The 24,171-nt window shown below is 67.6% G+C and carries 19 protein-coding genes; 5 read left to right on the top strand and 14 right to left on the bottom strand.

Annotated features, from left to right (window positions below):
* The first annotated feature begins 12 nt into the window (after nt 1-12).
* Nucleotides 13-921: a TrmB family transcriptional regulator gene (locus C0R46_RS03065; protein ID WP_102958092.1), complete on the top strand. Its 909-nt coding sequence runs from the start codon at nt 13-15 to the stop codon at nt 919-921.
* Here the strand turns inward: C0R46_RS03065 and C0R46_RS03060 are convergent.
* The 5 genes from C0R46_RS03060 to C0R46_RS03040 all read right to left on the bottom strand — a co-directional run bounded on the left by C0R46_RS03060 (nt 918) and on the right by C0R46_RS03040 (nt 8,068).
* A complete protein-coding gene (locus C0R46_RS03060) occupies nt 918-3,119 on the bottom strand; it encodes an acetate--CoA ligase family protein (RefSeq protein ID WP_102958091.1) in 2,202 nt (733 codons plus the stop codon). The two genes, C0R46_RS03065 and C0R46_RS03060, sit on opposite strands and share 4 nt — an antisense overlap.
* A gap of 11 nt (nt 3,120-3,130) precedes the next feature.
* Nucleotides 3,131-4,666, bottom strand: a complete 1,536-nt coding sequence (locus tag C0R46_RS03055; RefSeq protein ID WP_102958090.1) for an acyl-CoA carboxylase subunit beta — start codon at nt 4,664-4,666, stop codon at nt 3,131-3,133.
* Between the two features lie 15 nt (nt 4,667-4,681).
* The gene (locus C0R46_RS03050; RefSeq protein WP_102958089.1) at nt 4,682-5,755 is read right to left on the bottom strand and encodes a mandelate racemase/muconate lactonizing enzyme family protein; all 1,074 of its coding nucleotides are present in this window, start codon (nt 5,753-5,755) and stop codon (nt 4,682-4,684) included.
* A 122-nt stretch (nt 5,756-5,877) separates the two neighbouring features.
* Nucleotides 5,878-6,714 carry an HpcH/HpaI aldolase/citrate lyase family protein gene (locus C0R46_RS03045; RefSeq protein ID WP_102958088.1) on the bottom strand — a complete coding sequence of 279 codons (837 nt, stop codon included), beginning with the start codon at nt 6,712-6,714 and terminating at the stop codon, nt 5,878-5,880.
* A gap of 208 nt (nt 6,715-6,922) precedes the next feature.
* The gene (locus C0R46_RS03040) at nt 6,923-8,068 is read right to left on the bottom strand and encodes a YeiH family protein (protein ID WP_342586487.1); all 1,146 of its coding nucleotides are present in this window, start codon (nt 8,066-8,068) and stop codon (nt 6,923-6,925) included.
* Nucleotides 8,069-8,214: 146 nt separating this feature from the next.
* On the opposite strand from C0R46_RS03040, the gene C0R46_RS03035 reads away from it, so the two are divergent.
* On the top strand, nt 8,215-9,141 hold the full coding sequence (locus C0R46_RS03035) for a LysR family transcriptional regulator (RefSeq protein WP_102958087.1): 927 nt from the start codon (nt 8,215-8,217) through the stop codon (nt 9,139-9,141).
* Nucleotides 9,142-9,245: 104 nt separating this feature from the next.
* On the opposite strand, the gene lhgO is transcribed toward C0R46_RS03035, so the two are convergent.
* The 9 genes from lhgO to C0R46_RS02990 form a co-directional block, all read right to left on the bottom strand.
* A complete protein-coding gene (lhgO, locus tag C0R46_RS03030; RefSeq protein ID WP_102958086.1) occupies nt 9,246-10,445 on the bottom strand; it encodes an L-2-hydroxyglutarate oxidase in 1,200 nt (399 codons plus the stop codon).
* Nucleotides 10,446-10,461: 16 nt separating this feature from the next.
* On the bottom strand, nt 10,462-11,250 hold the full coding sequence (locus C0R46_RS03025; protein WP_157944533.1) for an alpha/beta fold hydrolase: 789 nt from the start codon (nt 11,248-11,250) through the stop codon (nt 10,462-10,464).
* Between the two features lie 102 nt (nt 11,251-11,352).
* The gene (locus tag C0R46_RS03020; RefSeq protein WP_245413389.1) at nt 11,353-12,696 is read right to left on the bottom strand and encodes an MFS transporter; all 1,344 of its coding nucleotides are present in this window, start codon (nt 12,694-12,696) and stop codon (nt 11,353-11,355) included.
* 157 nt (nt 12,697-12,853) lie between these two features.
* Complete coding sequence (locus C0R46_RS03015) at nt 12,854-13,660, bottom strand: enoyl-CoA hydratase/isomerase family protein (protein ID WP_102958083.1); 807 nt, start codon at nt 13,658-13,660, stop codon at nt 12,854-12,856.
* Between the two features lie 26 nt (nt 13,661-13,686).
* On the bottom strand, nt 13,687-15,234 hold the full coding sequence (locus tag C0R46_RS03010) for an AMP-binding protein (protein WP_102958082.1): 1,548 nt from the start codon (nt 15,232-15,234) through the stop codon (nt 13,687-13,689).
* A complete protein-coding gene (locus C0R46_RS03005) occupies nt 15,227-15,736 on the bottom strand; it encodes a (2Fe-2S)-binding protein (RefSeq protein ID WP_102958081.1) in 510 nt (169 codons plus the stop codon). The genes C0R46_RS03010 and C0R46_RS03005 overlap by 8 nt, the downstream gene beginning before the upstream one ends.
* A complete protein-coding gene (locus C0R46_RS03000) occupies nt 15,724-16,551 on the bottom strand; it encodes an FAD binding domain-containing protein (protein WP_102958080.1) in 828 nt (275 codons plus the stop codon). The genes C0R46_RS03005 and C0R46_RS03000 overlap by 13 nt, the downstream gene beginning before the upstream one ends.
* Complete coding sequence (locus tag C0R46_RS02995; protein ID WP_102958079.1) at nt 16,548-19,517, bottom strand: xanthine dehydrogenase family protein molybdopterin-binding subunit; 2,970 nt, start codon at nt 19,515-19,517, stop codon at nt 16,548-16,550. The genes C0R46_RS03000 and C0R46_RS02995 overlap by 4 nt, the downstream gene beginning before the upstream one ends.
* Before the next feature lie 104 nt (nt 19,518-19,621).
* Nucleotides 19,622-20,485: a helix-turn-helix transcriptional regulator gene (locus C0R46_RS02990; protein ID WP_102958078.1), complete on the bottom strand. Its 864-nt coding sequence runs from the start codon at nt 20,483-20,485 to the stop codon at nt 19,622-19,624.
* A 145-nt stretch (nt 20,486-20,630) separates the two neighbouring features.
* Between C0R46_RS02990 and C0R46_RS02985 the strand changes: the two genes are divergently transcribed.
* The 3 genes from C0R46_RS02985 to C0R46_RS02975 all read left to right on the top strand — a co-directional run bounded on the left by C0R46_RS02985 (nt 20,631) and on the right by C0R46_RS02975 (nt 24,164).
* On the top strand, nt 20,631-21,452 hold the full coding sequence (locus C0R46_RS02985) for a DeoR/GlpR family DNA-binding transcription regulator (RefSeq protein WP_102958582.1): 822 nt from the start codon (nt 20,631-20,633) through the stop codon (nt 21,450-21,452).
* A gap of 88 nt (nt 21,453-21,540) precedes the next feature.
* Nucleotides 21,541-23,046, top strand: a complete 1,506-nt coding sequence (gene glpD, locus C0R46_RS02980) for a glycerol-3-phosphate dehydrogenase (protein WP_102958077.1) — start codon at nt 21,541-21,543, stop codon at nt 23,044-23,046.
* Between the two features lie 38 nt (nt 23,047-23,084).
* Nucleotides 23,085-24,164, top strand: coding sequence for an ABC transporter ATP-binding protein (locus C0R46_RS02975; RefSeq protein WP_102958076.1), 1,080 nt, complete (start codon nt 23,085-23,087; stop codon nt 24,162-24,164).
* Nucleotides 24,165-24,171: the final 7 nt, after the last annotated feature.

Raw genomic sequence — 24,171 nt, 5'->3', positions numbered from 1 at the left:
AAGGAGACGGGCATGGCAGGCAAACTCGCGGTCACGCAGACAGCCAGCAGCGATCTGGTGGTCGACCTGAAGCGGCTCGGCTTCACCGAGTACGAAGCGCGCGTCTATGTGCAGCTGCTGCGCCAGAGCCCCGCAACCGCCTACGAGATCTCCAAGAGTTCCAACGTTCCGCGGCCGAACACCTACCATGCGCTCGACGCCCTGGCGCAGCGCGGTGCGGTGCTGCCGGTCAACGAGAACCCGGTGCGATACGTGCCGGCCGATCCGCAGGAGCTTCTCGAGACGATCTCGCGCCAGACCCGCTCGCTCTGCTCGACGCTGGCCGACCGCCTGTCGAGCCTGACACCGGCGCGCGACGACCAGTATGTGTGGACTCTGCAGGGCGACGAGGCCGTGCATGACCGCATCGCCGCGCTGATCAACGATTGCCGTCGTACGCTCTGGATCAAGGCGGCGGACGATGTGCTGCGCCGGCACAAGGAGGCGATCCGCGCCGCCGCCGAACGTGGCGTCGAGACGCTGATCGTCCTGTTCGGCTTCGATGCCGATGAATTCCGCTTCACCGAGAACTGTCGGGTCTACATTCATGAGGGCAACGGCGTGCGCATGGGCACGGCCGACAACCTGTTCACACTGGCGGTGGATCACGAGGAGATGCTGACGGCGGCCTTCGACAAGGAAGTGACGGCCGCCACGACGCGCAGCCGCCCGGTGGTTACCATGGCCGGCTCGCTGATCCGGCACGACTACTACATGGCAGAGATCTTCGCGCGCTTCGGGCCGCAGATCGATGCCGAGTTCGGCCCCTATCTGCGCGACCTGCGCCTCGCCTACTTCTCGCCGGAACAGCAGCGGTCCTTCATGCAGCGGACGGGGCTCGACGCGGTCGAGCCCCCTTCACCGGCCGAGACTGCGGCCTAGGGATCCTTCCGGGCGGCAAGCCGCCGCTCCAGATGCCCGACGCCGGCGAGCGCACGCGCCATGGCCGGAATTTCGTCGAAGACGGCGACGTTCACCGCCCGCGCCTTTTCCCGGTAGCGGCGCCGGCGCTCGTCGAGCTCCGGCGAGCCATCGGTCCGCAGCGCCAGGGCGAAATGGGCCCGGCCGGGCCACTTGGCTTGGGTTTCCTCCACGACGGCAAAGAGATTGTCGATCGGATCGACGCTGCCCCGGCCGACAAAGGCCGCCAGATTGAGATGCATCGCGATCGCATCCGGCTGCGCCTTGTCATAGACGATGTCGAGGATCTCGCCGGCGACCCAGCCATCCTTCTCCTGCAGAGTGCGGACGGGTGTGTCGATCGGATTGGCGACGCTGGTGCCGGGCGGCAGCTTCATGGCTTCCAGCGGCAAGCGTGCCGCGTCCCCGTAGGGCGAAACGTCCAGGCCGACCTCGGCAAAGATGTCGGTGCCAAGGACGCTGGAGCCGCCGCCATTGCCGAACAGCGTCACGGCCTTGGTCGGGCGCTCGGGCCGCAGCGTCGCATGCTGCAGCATCAGAAGCGTGTCGATGAAGGCATCGACGGTGGAGACGAGCAGGACGGGCGCCTGCTGTTCCAGCGCCGTCCAGGCGCTGTCGCTGCCGGCAAGCGCGCCGGTGTGGGAGGCCGCCGCAAGCCGCCCCTGCGCGGAGCGGCCACCCTTCAGGATCACCACCGGCTTGGTTGCCTTGGCCGAACGCAGGAGATCGAAGAAGGCACGCCCTTCCTTCACGTCCTCCATGTAGATGCCAATGGCGTCCGTCTGGGGATCGTCGAGATAGTATTCGACCAGCTCGTGCGGCTTGACGTCGGCGCTGTTGCCGATCGTCACGAGACCGCTGAAGCGCAGGCCCCGCCACTGGCCGCGCTTGACGATGTCAGTGGATAGGCCGCCGGACTGCGACACGACGCCGATGCGCCCGACCTCCGTCGGTGCATCGGAGGGGAAGGTCAGGCCGCCACGCGGCGAGTAGGTGCCGAGGCAGTTCGGCCCGAGCACACGCACCTTCGCCTGCCGCGCCTTCTGGATCAGCTCCCGTTCGAGCTCGCGCCCCTCCTCCACCTCGCCGAAGCCGGAGGAAATGACCTGCGCAATGCGGCAGCGGCCATCCGCCGCCAGCAGCGCATCGGGGATGCGCTGGGCGCCGATGGCGACATAGGCGTAGTCGACCGGCCGCGGCGTCTCGGCCAGCGAGGGATAGGCCTTGAAGCCCTCGATCTCGTCGGCCTGCGGGTGGATCGGATAGATTTCGCCGGCATAGCCAAAACTCTTCATCCGCCGGATGAAGGTGTTGGCGATGGCGACATCCTTGGTGGAGGCGCCGAGCACCGCGACGGTTTGCGGCTCGAACAGCGGGCGAAACTCGTCCAGCGCGGAGCGGCGGGATACGTCCGCGTCTGCGTCTGTTCCTGGCTCGACCGCCGGGGTCAGGATGAAGCGCGCATCCGCCGCGACCGCGCCGGATCCCGACACGATCAACGGGTTGATGTCGACCTCCGCGATCTCGTCCGACAAGGTCATCAGCAGACCATCTTCGCCGCCGATCTTCAGGATCGCATCGACCAAGGCGGCTTCGTCCACGGCCGCATGACCGCGGGCGCCGCGCAGGAGGGCCGCGCCCTTCAGCTCCGCCAGCGTGTCGCGTGCCTCGGCTTGCGTGACGGGACAGATGCGGAAGGCGACGTCGCGCAGCACTTCGACAAAGATGCCGCCGAGCCCCACCATCACCATCGGGCCGAACTGCGGATCGCGCAGCGCGCCGATCACCATCTCCTGGCCGGCTGGTATCATCTCCTCCACCAGCCAGCCGTCGATCCGGGCGGAGGCGATCTTCGGCAACCCCGCCATTCGCTCTATCGCGGCCGCGACGGCATCACCGTCGGCCAGATGGAGGCTGACGCCGCCGGCATCCGACTTGTGGAGAATGTCGGGCGAGACCACCTTGGCAACGAACGGCCCCGTCATCGCGGCCGCGCGGACCCTCGCCTCCGCAGCGTCGCGCACGACTACGGACTGCGGCGTGCGGATGCCGAAATGGGAGAGCAGCGCCTTGCCGTCGCCCTCGGGCAGCGCGCTGCGCCCCTCGGCACGCGCCTTGGCGATCAGCTGAGCCGGCAGCTTCATGTCATGGACGTTCATTGCCGCTCTCCTCAGTAGCTCGTCGGCCAGGTGCGCATCAGATGCTGGCCGACGCCGCCGGTGCGCCGGCGCCGCTGGATGTCGAGCATGCGAACCAGATAGGCGCGGGTTTCCTGCGGCTTGATCACGTCCTGCGCGGAGAAGATCCGCGCCATGTCCCAGACCTCGAGGTTCTTCTGGATGTGCGCCAGCGCATCCTCGAAGCCTTCGTCGCCAGGGGTCTTGTTGTGGACGATCGAGGTCGCGAAGACCGGATCCATGAAGGAGACCTCGGCCATCGGCCAGGCGATCATGGCGTCGTTGTGCGCGCCGCCGCCCATGGCGACATAGGCGCGGCCATAGGCCTTGCGGCAGATCACCGTGACCTGCGGGACCGTGGTCATGCAGGTGGCGTTCATGAAGTTCATGATGTGGCCGGGGGCACCGCGGCGTTCGGCGTCCGTGCCGACCACGAAGCCCGGCGTGTCCATCAGCCGGATGATCGGCACGTTGAAGGAGTCGCAGAGGACGGTGAATTCGATGATCTTGCGGCAGGCCTCCGCCGACAGCGCGCCGCCGCCGACCTGCGGGTTGTTGGCGATGACGCCGACGACCTTGCCCTCCAGCCGCGCCAGGCCGACCGTCGCCGATTTGCCGAAGCGCGGCTTCATCTCGAAGTAGCTGCCGCGATCGAAGATCAGCTCGATGATCTTCTTCATGTTGTAGACCTGCGTGCGCTTCTCCGGGACGATGTCGAGGATCGCCTCCTGGTTCTCGCCCGAACCTTCGCTGACCGGCGCCTCCGGCGGCAGTTCGCCATTATGCGAGGGCATGTAGGAGAGGAAGGTGCGGATGGCGGCCATCGCCTCCTCGTCGGTATCGACGAACTGGTCGATCAGACCGGTCTGCTCGGCATGGATGCGCCAGCCGCCGAGCTCCTCCAGATCCACCTTCTCGCCGATCGCCATGGAGACAAGGCGCGGGCTCGACACCGACATGATCGAGCCCTTGCGCATCACCGTGAAATCGGAGCAGCAGCAGAGCCAGGCAGAGGAGCCGAAGGAGGTGTCGAGCGCCGCCGCGACCCAAGGCGTGTCGCGCATGCGCTTGAACTGCGTGACGTCGTTGCCGAGCAGCTGGCCCATGCCCTTGGAGCCCATGGCATCGGGCAACCGTGCGCCAGTGGATTCGCCGATATGAACGAAGGGCAGACCGCGCTCGGTGCAGGTCTTGCGGATGTAGCCCATCTTCTTGGAGTTGGTGGCGCTGGTCGAGGCGCCTTTGGTGGTGAACTCGTTGACCACCACGCCGACGTCCCGCCCCTCGATACGAGCGAAGCCGGTCAGCTTGCCGTCACGCGGCGTTGCATCCACATCGGCCTCGAAGACGCCCGAAGCGCCGAGCAGGCCGACCTCGAAGAAGCTGTCGGGATCGACGAGCGCATCGAGGCGCTCCTGCGCATTGAGCTGACCGCGCTCGCGGCGCTTGGCGAGCTTGGCCTCGCCGCCCATGGCGGCAGCCTTCTGCCGCCGCTGGTCGAGCGCCTCCATCAGGGCTGCATGGGCCATGGTGTCCTCCCGGTATCAGGCTTGAAAGGTCCGCGTCTCGCGGGTGGCCGCCTCGATCGTCTGCGGATCGAGCTTCGGCGCGTAGCCGGCGGGCAGCACGATCGCGCCCGCCTCGAACGGCATTGGGTTCGCGAACAGGCGCTCGCGGGGCTTCAGGAAGCCGTTGAACTCGCCGGCATTGCGGATCAGATCCTTGGCGACGCACGCTTCCAGCCAGTTGTGCAACTCGCTGCCGAGGCCGTCGCCGAGCACCGGCTCCATGCCGTTCTCGCGCACCGCCTCGAGGCCCTCGGCGAGGCGTGCGAGGCTGCCGAACCGCTTCAGCTTCAGCTTGCAGAAGCCGACATTGCCGAGTGTCCCGGCGCGGCGGATATCGGCCAGCGTGCAGATCGGCTCGTCCAGCATCAGCGGCACCGGCGAGCGCGAGGCTACGGCGGCATTGGCGTCCCAGTCGTCGGCATCGCAGGGCTGCTCGAACAGTTCGATGCCCGCGGGATCGAGGCCTTCGACGAAGCGGAGCGCGTCGTCACGGCTGAAGGCGCGATTGGCATCGAGCCGCAGCGTTCCTTGAGCGCCGACAGCCGAGCGGATCGCTGCCACGCGCGCCAAGTCGGCCTCCACGTCCTTGCCGACCTTGACCTTGAAGGTGCGGAAGCCCTTCGCCAGCCAGCCCTCGATCTCGGCGGCAATGGCATCGGGCTCCAGCGCATTGACGGGCGTCAGGAGTGGCAGCCGCGCCGGCTCGCGGATGGTGACGAAGGGCGTGCGATCGAGGAGTTCCAGCGCGGTCACCAGAGCGGTGGTCGCGACCTTGCTCGTCTCGAAGTCTGCCAAGATGATCGCCTGAGCGTCTGCGGCTGACTGACCGATGATGCGGGGGATCCGCTCTTCGAGGAAGCGCCAGCCGCCCGCGCGCGTCTCGGCGCTCGACCCGGGCGAGATGTGGGCATCCGACACGGCGACCTGTCCGTCGCCGTCCTCAACCTCCACCATGAAGGGCTCGAAGGTCTCGAACGTCCGGTAAGACAACCGGTAGGGCCGCACGAGCGGCAACTCCAGGCGCTTCAGCGTTACCCTTCGAACGGTCATGCCCTCTCCCGGATCGTCAGCTGCTATTTCGTTGCTGCTATTGCTACTACTCTCAGGGATGCACGGCAAGGGTGATAGCGCAGAGGCGCTTCAGCCGTGAAGCAGTATTGCAGCCGCTGACTTCAAGCTCTTGAAAGAGCGCGCTTGGCCGGCTCCAGGTGGAGGCGTTCCACCATTCGGCCTTCGATCCGCAGCGCGTTGACGGACGCGTTTTCAGGGCGATCGAATGTCTCGACGACCAGGCGCGCCCAGGCGATCTCGTCTGGCGACGGCGAGAAGGCGCGGTTGCAGATCTCGATCTGCTTGGGATGGATCAGCGTCTTGCCGTCGAAGCCGAAGTCGGCCCCTTCCCGGCACTCGGCCTCGAAGCCGGCCTCGTCGGCGATGTCGTTATAGACCGCATCGAGGATGCCTAGCCCATGCGCACGGGCCGCAATGACCGCCGTGCCGAGCGCGCCCCAAAGCGGCCGGCGCGAGGCGCCGAGCCGGCAGCCCATCTCCTTGGCGAGGTCATTGGCGCCGATCACCAGGACAGCGAGCGGCAGCGTCTTCGCCGAGGCCGCGATCGCGGAGAGGTTCAGGACCCCCTCACAGGTCTCGATCATCGCCCAGATGGGCCGGCCCGGCAGGACAGCGGCCGCCGCCGCGATCTGGTCCGGATGTCCGACCTTCGGGATGAGGACCGCTCCGCTCGATCCCGCCAGCGCGGCGACATCCTCGGCCCAGTAAGGGGTATCCGCTGCGTTGACGCGCACCACCACTTCGCGCGATCCAAAACCGCCTTCTGCGACGGCCTGCACAGCATTGGCGCGCGCGCCAGCCTTGGCATCGGGTGCAACCGCATCCTCCAAGTCCAGGATGACGACGTCGCAGTCGAGGCTGCGGGACTTGGCGATAGCCCGCTCGTTCGACGCGGGCATGTAGAGCGCGCTGCGCCGCGGCTGCTGCAGGTTCGTCATCGATGCCTCCGTCCGGACTCGCGATCACCCCTGCATATAGAGTAGTTGCTTTTGCGGCAACTATTGGAAGATGCGTGACCTGAACAACGATGAGGCTGCAGGAGACATCAACTGAACGGGTGAGAGACGGGGATAAGCGTTCGCTTCGAGCCGATATCCCAGGTCGTTCGGGGTCCACCGCCTCAATGAGAACGGTGGACCGGCGGGATCAGGCGATATGGAGCCCGAGCACAATCGCGAGGGCAAGCGCCGTCAGCGCAAGAAGCGAGAGGACCGCGGCAGCGCTGACGCGTCCACCGGCACGCCGCAGGCTGGAGAGGTCCGTCTGGAGCCCGAGCGCCGCCATCGACAGGATCGTGAGGAAGGTCGCGATACTGCCGAGGGGAGCGACCAGATCCTCCGGCAACGCGCCGAGCGAGCGCAGGGCCGCCAGTGCGATGAAGCCGAGGACGAACCAGGGAACGAGACGGTGCAGCGGCGGACGGGCGCCGCGGGTGGCCCGACCCTTTGCGTCTGCAGATGACCGAGCCGCCTCGGTCTCTTCCCCGTCTTCCACCTTCAGGCGCGGCGCGATCAAGGACAGGACCAGGCAGACAGGCCCCAGCATCAGGACGCGCAGAAGCTTCACCAGCGTGCCGAACTGGATCGCAGCAGGCCCGAAGGGCGCGGCCGCGGCGATGACCTGCGGCACCGCATAGACGGTGAGGCCGGCGAGCGCGCCGTAGCCGAGCGCATCGAGCCCGGCGACAATGCCGAGCAGCGGCAGCGCGAGAACCATGACGACGCCGAAGACGGCGGTGAAGGCGATCGAAGCCCCGACGTCCCGCCCGCTGGCGCCGATCACCGGCGCGACGGCGGCGATGGCGGAGTTACCGCAGATGGCGTTGCCGCAGGCGACGAGCAGCGCCATGCGCTGCGGCAGGCCGAGCCGCCGCCCGATCATGTAGCTGACGGCGATGGCGATCGGCACGATGGCAAGAACGCTGACGATGAGTACTGGCCCGGCGCTGCGGATAGTCTGTGCATTCACGGCCGCGCCGAGAAGAACGACCGCAATCTCCAGCGGGATCTTCGCGGTCCAGCTGATGCCGGGAAGCGAGGCCGGATTGGGCGCAGCCAGCGTCCTGATGAGAGCCCCGACGATGATGGCCAGCACCAGCATCTCCAGCCAGGCACGACCGAACATGAAGCGTTCCAGCGATTCCAGACCATGCGCAGCGGCGGCGACGACCAGGCAGAGGGCAAGACCTGGCAGCAGCGCGGTGACGCGGCCATAGAAGGCAGACTGCGAGCTCGCCGCCTGCACCATGGGCGCCGGTCCTGCCGTGATCATGCCCGCTTTGCCGTTCGCCATCGCATTCTCCTCCTGATGAAGGAGATGCGCTGCTCCCATTCAGCAATCCAACGGAATTTTCTTCTCAAACCAATCGGCTTCAGCGATTGTTTTATTCGGAATCAGCCGGGAGGGCAGAAAATGGACCGAATGTCGGGCGAGCGTAGATGACGCTGGAGCAGCTGCGCATCTTCGTGGCCGTGGCGCAGGACGAGCATATGACGCGGGCGGCGCGAAGCCTGAACCTAACGCAGTCCGCCGTCTCTGCGGGCATCGCCGCCCTGGAGGCACGGCACGATGTTCGCCTGTTCCACCGTGTCGGTCGTGGCATCCAGCTGACCGAAGCCGGCCGTATCTTTCTGGACGAGGCCCGGGGGGTACTGGCGCGTGCGGCGACCGCCGAGCAGGCGCTGGCCGAAATCGGCGGTCTCAGCCGCGGCCGCCTGCGCGTCGTCGCCAGCCAGACCGTCGCGGGCTACTGGCTGCCGCGCCATCTCGCTGCCTTCCGGCTTCGCCACCCGCTGATCTCCGTCGATCTTGCCATCGGCAACACCGGCGAGGTGGCGCGGGCGGTTCATGACGGGGAAGCGGAGCTCGGCTTCTGCGAGGGCGTCGTCGACGATCCGGCACTGGCGCACTGGCCGGTCGACGAGGACCGGATGCTGCTGGTGGGCGACCATGCGGCGCCGGGGCCGATCGACGTTGCGTGGCTTCGTGGGGCCGCGTGGGTGCAGCGCGAGCCCGGATCCGGCACCCGCTCGACCCTGGAGGCGGCCCTGCAAGCGCTCGGCGTCGACGCCACCGCATTGCAGACGAGCCTGGTGCTGCCCTCCAATGAAGCGGTCCGCGCCGCCGTGGAGGCCGGCGCTGGCGTTGCTGCCCTCTCAGAGTCGGTCGTGGCCGCCTCGATCGCGACGGGCGCGCTGCACAGGCTGCCCTTCGAGCTGCCGCCCCGGCCCTTCTACGGCCTCAGGCACAAGGAGCGCTATCGCAGCCGCGCCGCCGATGCCCTTCTCGTCCTCATCGAGGACGCGTTGACGGAGGGAAGGCACACGGCTGAACCGGAGACGGAGGAGCTGTCTCTGCAGGGATGAGCGCTCTTCTGCGCGCCGCCTCGATCTTCACCAAGCCCCGCCCGAACCAGTTGAGGCCATCATCGGATTGCCTCCCCTAGAAGCGCGAATAGACCAGCCTGTCCTCAGGCCACCGCGGCTACCTTGTCGACGATCATGCGCGCGATGGGCATGGCGGATGTCGCGGCGGGCGACGGCGCATTGCAGACATGCAGCATGCGCGGCGAGTCGAGGAACAGGAAGTCGTGCACCAGCGTGCCGTCTGCCAGGATCGCCTGTGCGCGGATGCCGGCACCGGGTTCGCGCAGGTCGTCCAGCGTCAGGCTCGGACAGTATTTGCGGCACTCTTCGAGGTAGCGGCGCCGCGAGATCGAGTTGCGGAACTCACTGAGACCGGAGCGCATGTTGCGCCGCGCCATCGTCCAGAAGCCGCCGAAGCCGGCCATCGACGCGACATCAGCCGGGCTGACGCTGCCCTTGGCATAGCCCTCTCGCGAAAAGCCGAGAACTGCGTTCGGTCCGACGGTGACGCGGCCGTTGATCGTGCGCGTCAGATGGATGCCGAGAAACGGCAGGTCCGGATCCGGGATGGGATAGATCAGGTGCTTGACGATCGCCGACCTCTCCGGCGGCAGCGTGTAGTACTCGCCCCGGAACGGCACGATCTGATGGGTTGCATCGAGGCCGGCGAGCCGCGCCACCCTGTCGGATTGGAGACCGGCGCAGGCGACGAGGCGTGCCGCGCGGATCGTCTCGCCGCCATCGGTGGTCACCGTCACCCCGGTCTCGTCCTCGCGGATGGCGCTCGCCCGGGTGTTGCGCATCAGGACGACGCCGCGCGCCTGCAGCCGCTCGGCCATCGCCAGGCAGATGCGGCGATAGTCGACGATGCCCGTGGCGCGGATCAGCAGCGCGCCGAGGCCGGAGATCGCCGGCTCGATGTCGCGAAGGCGTTCGGCCGAGATGCGCTCGAAGGCGATGTCGTTCGCCTCGGCCCGCCCTACCAACGCTTCCATGCGCTCCATCTCGGTAGCGCTCGTCGCCACGAGCAGCTTGCCGCAGGTCTCGAATGGAATGCCGCTCTCGGTGCAGAAGCGCTTCGTCGCCTCCGCCCCCTCGCGGCAAAGCCGCGCTTTCAGCGAGCCCGGCTGATAGTAGATGCCGGCATGGATGACGCCGCTGTTGTGGCCGGTCTGGTGCAGACCATAGTCGCCCTCCTTCTCCATGAGGACGATGCGCGCGCCGGAGTCGCGCTCGGTCAATTCCAGGGCGGTGGCGAGGCCGACGATTCCGCCGCCGATGATGCAATACTGCGTTGACGTCATGCCCGCCTGTCTCAGCTCAAAGGTCCGGCGGCACGTCCGATGCTGCCGCCTCGGAGGCGAGGATATGCTGTGCAGCCGCTTTTGCCACGCCTTCGGCCTGCTCCCTGAAGGGTGAGTGGCCGCAGTCCGGCAGGATCAGAACGCCAGTCGCCGGAATGATCGCATCAATGCGCCTCAGCTGGTCGGTGCTGAAGTAGCTGTCGTCCTGCCCATGGATCAGGAGCGTGGGAGCGCGGACGCGGACGAGCTGATCCTCGATGGACCAGTCGGCGAAACGCGGGTCGAGCCAGATGCCCGCCCAGTTTTCGAAGACCGTATCAGGATCGTTGTGATGGCGCGCGAGCCGCTCCCGAAGGTCGCCCGTCTCGAACCGGGTGCGCATCTGCCGGATCGCGTCGAGCGCACCGGGCTCCGCGCTGACATGCGGCGCTTCCAGGACGAGGCTCCGGACACATGCGGGTGCTCTGGCGGCGACGAGAAGCGCGATCGCGGTCCCATCGCTGTGTCCGTAGAGATGGACCTCGTCGATCCCCAGCGTTGCCAGAAGGGCGAGCGTCTGGTCTGCCGCCCGGTCGAGGAAATCAGGCCCGGACGGTTCGGGCAGCGGGTCGGATCGCCCAAAGCCCTGCCGTGACCAGGCGACCACGGGACGACCGACGGCCGCCGCGAGACGTTCGGGGTAGCTGCCCCAGAGCGAGACCGAGCCGAGCGCCTCGTGGAGGAGCAGGATCGGCGTGCCGGAGCCTTCGATCCGACGCATCTCCAGGCGCACGCCGCCGACGGTAAGGAATTCGCTCGGTTCCATGTCGGCCTGCATGATCCCGCTTGCAAAGATGTGCCGCCCGGAGGGCCGGGCGGCACGGGAGGAACGTCGGGGAGGACGACGCGCCCCCTGATAGCCCCGAAGCTACATCCGCTCCAGGTTTCCGCGCGTCTCCTGTGTCAGCAGCGCACCGATCAGGTAGACCACGGTAACCGCAGAGGTAAAGATCGCCAGCGTCATCGGAATGCCGGCGGGTCCGCCCGCCGCGATCGAGACGAAGGTCGGCAGGATGCCGCCGAGCGCGAAGCCGACATTCCAGGATAGCCCCGTGCCGGTCGCGCGGATGGCGGTCGGAAAGCGCTCGTTCAGGAAGATCAGCAGCGGGCCGTAGCTGGCATTGGCCAGGAACGACAGGGCGAAGCCGTAGAAGGCGATCGTCCAGTGATCGGTCGCGCTTCCCATGGCGAGGAAGAACAGCGGGAAGGCGATCAGACGCGCGATGCCCATGATGATGAAAGCGGGCTTGCGTCCGATGCGCTGGCTGAGCTCGCCGCCGCCGCAGGCGCCGAGCGCGGCACCGACATTGGCGAGGATCAGCATGATCGAGGCCGACGATCCCGGCACGCCGTTCACGACGTTGTAGAAGGTCGGTAGGTAGCCGGAGGTCAGGTAGTAGGCCGCACCGCCGCCGAAGGAGAGCAGCAGCGTCAGCAGGAAGCCGTTGAGGTGCGGGCGCGAGAACAGCGTCTTGACCGGCGAGGCATCCTTCTGCGCGGTCGCGCTGCGGGCCGCCTTCTTGGCCTGCAGCTGCTGGAAGAGCGGCGACTCCTCCAGATTGCGGAAGATGATCAGCCCGACGACGGAGGTCAGGAGGCCCGAGAAGAACATCATGCGCCACCCAGTCTCGGCGAAAGCGTCACCCGGATAGAGCAGCGAGACCACAAAGAAGACCAGCGAGGCCAGCAGGCCGCCGATCGCCGAACCGCCGCCGCCGACGGCGCCCGACATGAAGCCGCGCCAGCGCTCCGGCACGGTTTCGGTGCCGATCGTATGCGAGGACGCCACGACGCCGCCGACGAAGACGCCCTGCACGAGGCGGAAGAACAGGAACAGCGCCGTCGCCAGCCAGCCGATCTGGCCGACGGTGGGCAACAGGCCGAAGATCGCGGTGGAGATGCCGACGCCGGTCACCGCCACCATCAGCGCGCGCTTGCGCCCGAAGCGGTCGGCATAGGATCCGAAGATGGCCGAGCCGAGCGGGCGCACGAGAAGCGTCACGGCGAAGGAAGCATAGGCGCCGGCCAGCGACAGCATCGGCTGCTCGGACGGGAAGAACAGGCGTCCCACCACCGGCGCGACATACAGGAGGATGAAGAGGTCGAAGAGGTCGAGGCCCCAGCCGAACAGGGAGGCCGAAGCCGCCGTGATTGTCTGGCGGCGCGTCGGTTGCGCCAATGCGGATGGATCGGATCGGTCAAACGTCGTCACTGTGTATCCTCCTTGCAGGGTTCGACGCCGGTCTTGGATGCCGGCGTTATGGGGGTTCGGGCATGCCTTCGGCGGCCCGGCCAACGGGCGGCCGGGTTGAAGTTCGTCCATGCGTCATGTCAGGCCGGCGCTAAGCCGGCCTCCGCGCGTTGCTCGTTCAGACGCCGCGGAACACCGGCTTGCGCTTGCCGTGGAAGGCCTCGACGCCCTCGCGGAAGTCGTCGGACATGCGCAGGCGCGAGTAGTTCAGCCCTTCCAGCTCGATCGCTGTGGTGAGCAGCGCATCGTCGCTGTCGTTGAGCAGCTTCTTGGCGGTGCGCTGGGCAAGCGGCGAGAAGGTTCGCAGCTCATCGACCAGCGCCGAGACGGCCGCCTCCAGCTCGGCATCGGGATGGCATTCGGTGGCGATGCCCCAGTCGAGCGCCTGGCGTCCCGAAATGCGCTTGGAGCGCATGACGATGTCCTTGGTCCGGGTCACGCCGACGATCTTCTGCAGGCGCGCCGAGCCGCCGGAGCCGGGGATCTGCCCCAGCTTCTGCTCCGGCAGCGCGTAAAGCGTGGTCTCGGAGGCAAGCCGGAAGTCGCAGGCGAGCGACAATTCGAAGCCGACGCCGAAGGTGTAGCCGCGGTTCATCGCGATCACCGGCTTCTCGCAGCGCGCCGGCGCGGCGACATTCCAGGCGAGCTTGGAGACGTGTTCGGGGCCGGCTTCCAGGAAGCCCTTGATGTCGCCACCGGACGAGAAGTGCTCGCCGGCGCCGGACAGGACGATGACGCGCACGCGGGCGTCCTCGTCCAGCACCTCGAAGACCACGCGGAGCTGGTCGCGCGCCGCCATGGACACGACGTTGTAGGGCGGGCGGTCGAGCACGATGTCGGCCCGCTCAGCGGTCGCGTCGATCGTGACACGGAAGCCGTCGAGGCTCGCGAGGCGCTTGTCGTCGAAGCGATAGGTTTCGGCCATCGGATGGGTCCCTGGAACTAGATGGATCAGGAGGCGGCGCGCTTCGGCGTGCCGGATTCGGCTTCATATTCGCCGGCCACGAGCAGGCGCCGCAGCAGCTTGCCGACCGGCGACTTCGGAATGGCGTCGACGAAGACGTAGGACCGCGGGCGCCGGAAGTTGGCGAGGCCGGAGCGCTTGCAGTGCTCGTCGAGCTCGGCCTCGCTCACCGCCGCCTTGCGCTTGACGAAGGCGGTGACGACCTTGCCCCAGCGCTCGTCTGGCAGGCCGACCACTGCCACCTCGTCCACCGCCGGGTGGAGCGACAGGCAGCTCTCGATCTCGACCGGCGACACGTTCTCGCCGCCGGTGATGATCATGTCGTCAGTGCGTCCGGTGACGAAGAGATCCCCCTCCTCATCGAGGAAGCCGGTGTCGCCGGTGAAGTACCAGCCGTCGCGGATCGCCTTCTCGTCCGCCTCGGGCCGCTTCCAGTAGCCTTCGAAGCTCTCGTCGCCCTTCAGGAGAACAGCGATCTCCCCCTCCTCGCGCGGCGCCGCGCGCCGGGCGGCGTCACGCTCGCCCAGCTTCACCACACGCACCATCTGGTTGATGCCGGCGCGTCCCGCCGAGCCGGGCTTGCGTGGCGCATCCTGGTCGATGGTGAAGGTATAGACCTCCGACGAGCCGTAGTGGTTGACGAAGAGCTCGGGCGCGAAGGCCTCCGTCAGCTTCTTCATCAGCCCGTCGGTCATGGATGCGCCGGCAAAGCCGAGCTTGCGTACCGAGCGCACGCGCTCGGCCGAGAATGCCGGATGATGGACGATGTCGTGGTAGAGCGTCGGCACCAGGTAGAGGTTGGTGACGCCATGTGTCTCAATCGCCGTCAGCGCCGCAGCGACGTCGAAGCGCGGCAGGCAGACGAAGGTGCCGCCGATCAGCGATGAGGCGAGCAGCGAGCGCACACCCATCGTGTGGTAGAGCGGCATGACGCCGAGGGTCCGTTCGCCGTGCCGATAGAGGTTCTGAGCCACATGCGCGACGGCGCCGGCGCGCTCGGCCCGATGGCGCCGCGGCACGCCCTTTGGCCGCGAGGTCGTGCCGGAGGTGTAGAGCATCAGCGACCAATCCTCGGCCGAGGCGGTCGACATTGGCTCACCGATCGCCGTGTCGAGCCCCTCGTTCAGGGACAGCGCGCCATCCTCGGCCGCTCCGGCGACAAGGCGCGGCAGCGCGGCGGCTCGCTTAGCCTCCGCCACGTTCGGCGCTGAAACGGCCTCGTAGACGATCAACCGCGCCTCGGCGTCCTCGATGGCGTAGTCGATCTCGTCGCCCTTGGCGCGCCAGTTCAGCGGCGTGACGATCAGCCCAGCGAACTGGCAGGCCCAGTGCAGTGTGGCGTTCTCCCAGCGGTTCTGCAGCAGCGTCAGCACGTGGTCGCCCGGCTTCAGGCCGCTATCCCGCAGCCGCGCAGCGAGTGCGCCGATGCGCGGCAGCCATTGCGCATAGGTCAGCCGAAGCTCGCCATCGACGAGCGCAAGCGCATTCGGGTCGCGCTCGACGCTCGCAAGAAAGCTGGTCCCCAGATCAAGCATGGCGTTCCTCCCGCATCAGGACATCGCGGGCGGCCAGCGCTGCCCGCATGATCGGGGCGTAGCCGGTACAGCGGCACAGATGCCCCGAAAGATGGTCGCGAATCTCGTCCTCGCCGGCGTCCGGACGGCGGCGGAACAGGCTGTCGAGCGTCATCAGGATGCCGGGCGTACAGAAGCCGCACTGCAACCCGTGATGGGCGCGGAAGGCCTCCTGCAACACCGACAGACGCCCAGGCTCGGGCTCCAGCCCTTCGACGGTGCGGATGCTCATGCCTTCGACCTGCCCGGCGAGCACCAGACAGGCGCGCGCCGGCGCACCGTCGATCTCCACCGTGCAGGCGCCGCAGACGCCGTGCTCGCAGCCGACATGCGTTCCCGTCGCGCCGACGACGTGGCGCAGAAGATCCGACAGGCTCAACCGGGCCTCCGCCTCGACGCTGACGGGGTGGCCGTTGAGCGAGAAGCGGACGCCATGGCGCCGGTCCCTGGTCAGTCGCGGCATCGCACGGCCTCCTCGATGGTTGCGCGGCCGAGCTGGCGCACCAGTTCGCGGCGGTAGCGGGCGGTGGCGTGAAGGTCTTCGCGGGAGTTCAGCGCCCAGGCGAAGTCGTTGAGCGCATCGTCGAGATCGACGGAGCCGGGCAGCGGCATCGGCCGCATCTGCGGGGTGTCCGCGACGCCGCCGACGGCGAGGCGCACGCCCGTCGTCGTGGCGACGGCGGCACAGGCGACGACGGCATAGTCGCCGTGCCGGCGCGCGATCTCGCGGAAGGCGTACCCCTCGCCCTTCTTCTTCAATGGAAAGGACACCGCCTCGATCATCTCGCCCGGCGCGACGGCAGTGGCCATCATGCCGAGGAAGAAGTCCTGCGCAGAAATGCTCCGACGCCCTTTCCGCGAGCGCAGATGAACCTCGCCGCCGAGCGCAATCAGGCAGAGCGGCAGCTCGGCGCTCGGGTCGGCATGCGCGAGCGAGCCGCAGACCGTGCCGCGCGAGCGGGTCTGGACGTGCCCGACATAGGGGAGTGCGGCCGCAACGAGCGGGAGCGTCTCGGCAAGATCGGGCCAGCTTGCCAGCTCAGCCTGCCGGACGCCGGCGCCGACCCGCAGCGCACCGCGCCCACGGTCGAGGCCACGCAGCTCGGCTATGCCCATGATGTCGACCAGCACGGCCGGGCGGGCGAGGCGCATGGCCAGCATCGGCACGAAGGACTGCCCGCCGGCGATGACGCGGCCCTCGTCGCCCGCTTCGGCCAGCGAATCCAGCGCTTCGGGCAGCGTCTCGGCGCGCAGAAAGTCGAAGGGCGCGGGCTTCATTGGCGCCTCGCCAGAAGGGTGCGCAGGCGCGCGAGGAGGCCGGCGGAGGCCGGCTTGCCGCCGGCATGCGCGGCCAACGACTTGAAGAACTGGCCGATGACGACGCGGGCCGCGCCATCGAGCAGCCGCCCACCGACCGAGGCCACCTTGCCGCCGATCGCCGCCTCATAGACATAGCGTACCGTGGTCTGGCCCGGCGCCTCTTCGGTCAGTGTGATGCGCCCGGAGCCCCGACCGAAGCCGAGCGCGCCGTCGGTGCCGCCCGACAGCGTCACAGCCTCCGGCTCCTGCAAGTCCGACAGCTCGATCTCGGCGCGGTAGCGGCCCTTCACCGGGCCGACGCCGAGGGTGACGTCGGCGAGAAAGTGCGTCGGGGAGATCTTGCGCACGCCATGCGCGCCCGGGATCACCGCTTCCAGCGTCTTCGGGTCGAGCAGCATGTCCCAGACGGCCTGCCGGGACGCGGCGACCACCGCCGAGCCCTCCCCCGTCAGCTTGCGCTCGCCGGGCCGCGCCTCGGCACCGGCCGCCTTGGCCGGCGCTTCGCGCGAGGGCCTCTCCTCGCCCGCCAGCCGATCGGCGATACGGGCCGGGACGAGCGGCAGCGTCACCTCGTCAAAGCCGCAGGCATCCGCCACGGCATTGGCGAGGCAGACGGGGGTGGACATGCAGTTGCCTTCGCCGACGCCCTTGGCGCCGAGCGGCGTGAAGGGCGACGGGCTCTCGTAATGGAGGATCACCGGCTCCGGCACCTCCATGACGGTCGGGATCAGGTAGTCGGCGAGCGTGCCCGACAGGAAGCTGCCGTCCGGGCCATAGGCGTATTCCTCCAGCAGCGCGGCGCCGACGGCATGGGCGAAGCCGCCGGTGACCTGACCCTCCACCATGCCGGGATGCAGGATGCGGCCGCAGTCATGCATGGTGACGTATCTGTCGATGCGCACCGCGCCGGTCACCCGGTCCACCTCGACGCCGCAATAGTCGAAGATGAAGCCGTGGCAGAGCGAGGAGTTGACGGCATCCTCGTCGTCCGGCGCGATCAGCTGCTCCGGCGTCCAGAACACGGTTTCGCGGATCGTCTGGTCGACGTCGTCGGGCAGCGTGCCCGGCGCCCAGTGCGCCGCCGCAGCGACGCGCGCGAAGGAGACGGCGTTGTCCGGGTTGGCGCGGGCGCGCGCCCTGCCGTCGGCGAGTTCCACCTCTTCCGCCGGCACGTTGAGCTGCCCGGCCGCGACGCGCTTCAGCTTTTCGGCGATGCGATCGGCGGCGAGTTTGGCAGCGCCCGCAACGGCCGGTGCGAAACGGCTTGAATAGTTGCCGGAGGCGATCGACCAGGCATCGCGCCCCGTGTCCACGTCGGCAATGACGCGGACCGCATCGAGCTTCAGGCCGAGCACGTCGGCGACGACCTGAGCGAGCACGGTGCGGTGCCCCTGCCCCTGCGGCACCGACGCGACCTTGACCGTGACGGCGCCGAGCGGGTCGATCCCGATCGTCGCAGTTGCCTGGGCGCCGTTCTTTGGACCGGCCTTGCGACGCGCCGCAGGCGAGAGAACGGCGGTGATGTAGCCCATGTTGGAGACGCTGGGCTCCACGGCGGCCGTGTAGCCGATGCCGTAGAGGCGCCCCTCGGCGCGTGCCTTCCGCTGCCGCTCAAGCAGGTCGGCCAGCCCGCCATCCAGGACCGCGCGAGCCATCGCCGCCTGATAGTCGCCGCTATCAAGCAGCGCTCCGGTCGCAGTGCGATAGGGAAAGGAGCCGGCGGGCACGAGATTGCGGCGGATGACGTCGAGCGGGTCAAGACCCAGCTCGATCGCGATGCGCTGCATCAGCCGTTCCAGCGCGAAGTACATCTGGGGCCCACCGAAGCCGCGGTTGAGCCCCGTCGGCGTCTTGTTGGTGAGGACGACCCTGTTGCGGATGGCGACATTGCGGATCGCGTAGGCGCCGGTCATGTTGCCGTGCATGCGGTAGAGCGTCGCCGGCTCGGGCGCCCGCAAGTGCGCGCCGCAGTCCTCGAGCTGATCCCAATCGAGCGCGGTGATCCGCCCGTCGGCTTCGACTGCGGCGGCCAGCGTCGTGACCCGGTTGGTGGCAGAGACGGAGGCCGCGAGATGTTCAAGCCTGTCCTCGATCCACTTCACCGGACGGTTGGCGACGCGCGCCGCCAGCGCCAGGAGGATCATATAGGGGAAGACGCCCTGCTTGATGCCGAAGGAGCCGCCGGAATCGAGGGGCGTGCGCAGCCGCATGCGATTGCCCGGCACGTTGAGGGCGCGGGCGACAACCGCATGGATCGAGAACGGGCCCTGGAAATTGGCCGTGACGTCGTAGCTGTCGTCACTCGGGTCGTAGGCCGCAACGACGCCATAGGTCTCGATCGGCGTGCCGGAATTGCGGGGATAGTCGATCGTCACCGCAACGCGCCGCGGCGCCGCCGCGAAGGCGGCTTCCGGATCGCCATAGCGGAACAGCCGCTCGTTGATGACATTGCCGCCGAGCGACGGGTGCAGGACCGGTGCGCCGGCTTCCGCGGCGGCGCGCGGATCAACCACCGCCGGCAGCGTCTCATAGTCGACTTCGATCAGGTCGGCTGCGTCCTCGGCGACATAGCGGTCGATGGCGACGATCACCGCGACCGGCTCGCCGACATAGCGCACGCGCTCGACAGCGATCGGCCAGGCCTCGACATCGGCCTTCACGCCGACCGTCATCGCCCGCGACAGGCGGCAGACGTCCTCGGCGGTGAGGACGCAGGTGACACCCGGCAAGGCGAGCGCCTTCGCCGTGTCAATGCGGCGGATGATGGCGTGGGCGTGCGGCGAGCGCAGGATCGCCGCGTGCAGCGTTCCCGCCGCGATCGGCAGATCGTCCATGTAACGGCCGCGTCCCGTCAGCAGCGCCGCGTCCTCGACACGCGCTACCGAACGTCCCGTCCAGCCGCTCGCGGGCGGGTTGGCGGTCATGATGAAACTCCTCCCAGAGCGCGTCCACTCCCGAGGAGAGCGCCATGTTCAGAGGAGCTTAGGAAGCGGGCGGCCTTGAGGGCGATCCCGCCATGTCTCGTCGCTTACCGAGAAGTCTCAAAATCGTCCGTCATCCGGGTGACGGCCCGAAAGCCGGAGGGCGAGGAACCCGCGTGATCGTGGAAGAAGCGGGAGAAATGCGCCGGAACGGTGAAGCCGAGCGTTTCGCCGATGGTGGCGAAGCTCATGTCGCTCTCCGACACGGCCTTCACCGCCCTCTCCAGCCGCGCGACATTGAGGTAGACGCGCGGCGAGACGCCGAATGACGCCTCGAACAGCCGGAAGAACTGGGCGCGGGATACGCCGCTCTCGCCGACCAGCTCGTCAATCTCGCGGATCGAACCGGGATCGGTGTCGATGCGCACGCCGGCAGCACGGATGCGCCGGTCGATCCCCTGCCACCGCGCCAGCTCGCGCAGCGACGGCGTCGCCTCGCGCCACGAGGTGAAGCGTTCGATGACCGCGATCATGAGCTGCGACAGCAGCGTCTCATGGAGCGCCTGCGCTGCCGGCTCGGCGACCATGGCGCGGGCCAGCTCGTCCGTCAGTGCCCGGATGCGCGGCGTGATCGCACCGACCGATGCGGCGAAGAAATCCGGCCGGCCACTCGCGGACCAGTTCGGGCGAAAGGCGCCGAGCCAGCTCGGCTCGATGTAGAGGGCCAGGATAATGGTGCGCGGACGCATCGCGTCATGCGCATAGGCGTGCGGTTCCCAGGCATTGATGAGGACGGCGCTGTCGCCCGTCAGCGGGACGAGGTCGTCGCGCACTGAGAATTGCGTATCGGCGCCTTCCACCTTGAGAAGCACGTGACAATGCGGATGGGCATGGCGCACGAGCGGACGATCCATGTCGAGCAGCGCGACACGTCCGAATTTCCCTTTGGCAACTCTCAAGGCGTTCGACATCGAACCGTCATACGCCATTCCATGCGCAATAGCATCGCCAGCTTGATTGGGCGGCTGCATGCGCAAGCTCTTCAACGCAGGCGTTCAGCTGGGGTTGTGGCCGTCCTCCAGCTTCGGCATCTTCCCCTCGATCAGGGGAGCGCCGATGCTGACGGAACGCCAGTCGCAGATCCTGGAGCGTGCAAAACGCTCCGGCAAGGTCACCGTTGAGGACTTGGCAGCCGACTTCAGGGTGTCGCTGCAGACGATCCGCAAGGACCTCAACGATCTCTGCGGCGCCCGGCTCCTCGCCCGCATCCACGGCGGCGCGATCCTTTCCTCCAGCGTGGAGAATGTCGGCTACGACGCCCGCCGCGCCATCGCCGCCGACGAGAAGGCGGCGATCGGACGCGCGGTGGCCGAGCTCATCCCCGACCGCGCCTCTCTCTTCATCAATATCGGCACGACCACCGAGGCTGTCGCCCAGGCGCTCCTGCGCAAGTCGGGTCTCATGGTCATCACCAACAACATCAATGTCGCATCGCTGATGCGGCCCTATCCCGAGATCGAAATCGTGATCGCGGGCGGAGTCGTACGGCGCTCGGACGGCGGCATCGTCGGCGAGGCCGCCGTCGACTTCATCCGCCAGTTCAAGGTCGACTTCGCCGTGATCGGCGTCTCGGCGATCGATCCGGACGGATCGCTGCTGGACTATGACTATCGCGAGGTGCGGGTGGCGCAGGCGATCATCTCCAACGCGCGCCACGTCATTCTCGCTTCCGACAGCTCCAAGTTCGACCGCAGCGCGCCCGTTCGAATCGGCCATCTGTCGCAGGTCAGCACCTTCGTCACCGATCGCGCGCCACCAGCCATCCAGGCGGTCTGCGAAGCGCATGGCGTGCAGCTTCTGGAGACAGCCGGCGGCGATCTCACAGCGGAAACGGAGGAAAAACAGGAGCCGGTCAGCGCAGTCGTGGATTTCGTTTGATTTTCGTTTTTCTTTCGCTGTAGCTTTCCCTTCATTCGCATGAGCATCCATTATGCTGCAATGCGAAAGGGGAGGATGCAGAGCGGCCATGCGCGATTACGACGTGTTCGTCATCGGCGGCGGTATCAACGGTTGCGGGATCGCCCGCGACGCGGCCGGTCGCGGCTATCGGGTCGGCCTCGCCGAGATGAACGATCTCGCCTCCGGCACGTCCTCGTGGTCGACCAAGCTGATCCATGGCGGGCTGCGCTACCTCGAACATTATGAGTTTTCGCTGGTGCGCCACGCGCTTGGCGAACGTGAGCGGCTGTGGGCGATCGCGCCGCACATCATCCGACCCTTGCGCTTCGTGCTGCCGCATCATGCCGGCCTGCGCCCGGCCTGGCTCCTGCGGCTCGGCCTTTTCCTCTACGACCATATCGGCGGCCGCAGGACGCTGAAGAAGACGACGGCGGTATCGCTGGCCGACGGCCCGCTCGGAGCACCGCTGAAGCCGGTCTTCAAGAAGGGCTTCGAATATTCGGATGCGCGTGTCGACGATGCGCGTCTGGTGATCCTCAATGCGCGGGACGCGGAGGCACGCGGCGCCGACATCATGGTGCGAACCAAGGTGGTCGCCGCGCAGCGCATCGACGACGCGTGGACGATCACGCTGCAGGACATGGCGACCGGCGCCCGGTCCGAGGTGCGCGCCAGATACCTCGTCAACGTCGCCGGGCCATGGGTCGACCAGGTGGTTCATGACGTGATGAACCGCCGGGAGCGGCGGCACGTCCGGCTCGTGCAGGGCTCGCACATCGTCACGCGCAAGCTCTACGAGCATGACCGGGCCTATATTTTCCAGAATGCCGACGGGCGGATCATCTTCGCGATCCCCTACGAGGACGACTATACGCTGATCGGCACGACCGATCGGGATTATGATGGCGACCCGGGTGGTGCGGTGATCACCGAGGAGGAGATTTCCTATCTCCTTGCCGCGGCCAGCGAGTATTTCGCCGAACCGGTGACGCGCGACGAGGTGGTCTGGAGCTATTCCGGCGTGCGTCCGCTCTATGACGACGGCGCGTCGAAGGCGCAGGAAGCCACGCGCGACTACGTGCTGACGGTAGAGGCCGGCGAGCTCGGCCACGCGCCCGTCCTCAACTGCTTCGGCGGCAAGATCACTACCTATCGCGTCCTGTCCGAAGAGGTCGTGGAGAAGATCGCCGAGCATCTCGGCGGTCGCGGGTCGTCCTGGACGGCCGGCGCCGCACTGCCCGGCGGCGACTTCGCCGTTGATGGCGTCGGTGCTTTGGAGGCGAGCCTCGGGCAGGCAGTTCCTGCTCTCGATGCGCGGACGATCCGGCGGCTTGTCCGCTCCTACGGTACGCTGGCGAGCGGAATCATGACCGGGGGCGCGCTCGGGCGCGACTTCGGTCATGGCCTGTTCGAATGCGAGGTGAAGTGGCTCATCGCCAAGGAATGGGCACGCACAAGCGAAGATGTACTTTGGCGGCGCACGAAACTCGGGCTACGCTTCGCTCCGCAGGAAGCCAAAGAGCTGGATGATTACATGCGGCAGGTCACGGCATCGCGCTTGGCTGCCGAATAGGCGGGTCGAATCATCAGGGCACTGTTTGGGAGGACGGCTTGCTCGAACTGAAAAATCTGGTCTGGAAGGTCGGGCGTGACGTCCATATCGATGACGTCTCGCTGCGCCTGGAGCGCGGAAGCCTGAACGTGCTTCTCGGGCCGACGCTTGCCGGCAAGACCAGCCTGATGCGGCTGATGGCCGGCCTCGATCAGCCGACCGGCGGTCAGATCCTGATGGACGGGAAAGACGTGACGGGTGTGCCGGTCCGCCAGCGCAACGTCGCGATGGTCTATCAGCAGTTCATCAACTACCCCGCCCTCACGGTCTACGAGAACATCGCCTCGCCGCTGCGCATCCAGAAGCAGCCATCCGCCGAGATCGACGCGAAGGTGCGTCGCGCCGCCGCGCTGATGAAGCTGACGCCGTTCCTCGACAGGACGCCGCTGAACCTATCCGGCGGTCAGCAGCAGCGCACGGCGCTGGCACGCGCGCTGGTCAAGAACGCCGACCTCGTGCTTCTCGACGAACCCTTGGCCAATCTCGACTACAAGCTGCGCGAAGAGCTGCGCGAGGAGCTGCCGAAGATCTTTGCCGCCACCGGCGCGATCTTCGTCTACGCCACCACGGAGCCGCACGAGGCGCTGCTTCTCGGTGGCAACACCGCAACGCTCTCCGAAGGCCGGGTGACCCAGTTCGGCCCGACGCCGGATGTCTACCGGCGGCCGCACGACCTCGTCACCGCGCGCACCTTCTCCGATCCGCCGCTCAACGTCATCGCCGTCCAGAAGCGGGGTTCACGCTTCACCGGGCCGGGCGCCCTCGCCTTCGATGCCGCGCCGGCCCATGCGGGACTTGCCGACGACGATTACAGGATCGCCATTCGCCCGCACCGGCTGAGCCTCGGCGACGGCGAGAGCGGCGCCAGCTTCGAGGCGGTCGTGACGCTGACGGAGGTGACGGGTTCGGAGACCTTCGTCCATGCCGATTTCGGGTCGGACCGGATCATCGCGCTGATCCACGGCGTGCGCCGCATGGCGGCGGGCGACCGGGTGCGGCTTGGCTTCGACCCCAGCCATGTTCTCGTCTTCGCCGGCGATGGCGCGGCGGTGAACGCGCCCGTGGCGCTGGCAGCGTGAGAGGATA

Origin of the sequence: Mangrovicella endophytica (assembly GCF_002893625.1) — a bacterium.
Taxonomy (GTDB): Bacteria; Pseudomonadota; Alphaproteobacteria; order Rhizobiales; family Rhizobiaceae; genus Mangrovicella; species Mangrovicella endophytica.
This window is presented reverse-complemented; position numbering and strand designations above follow the sequence as displayed.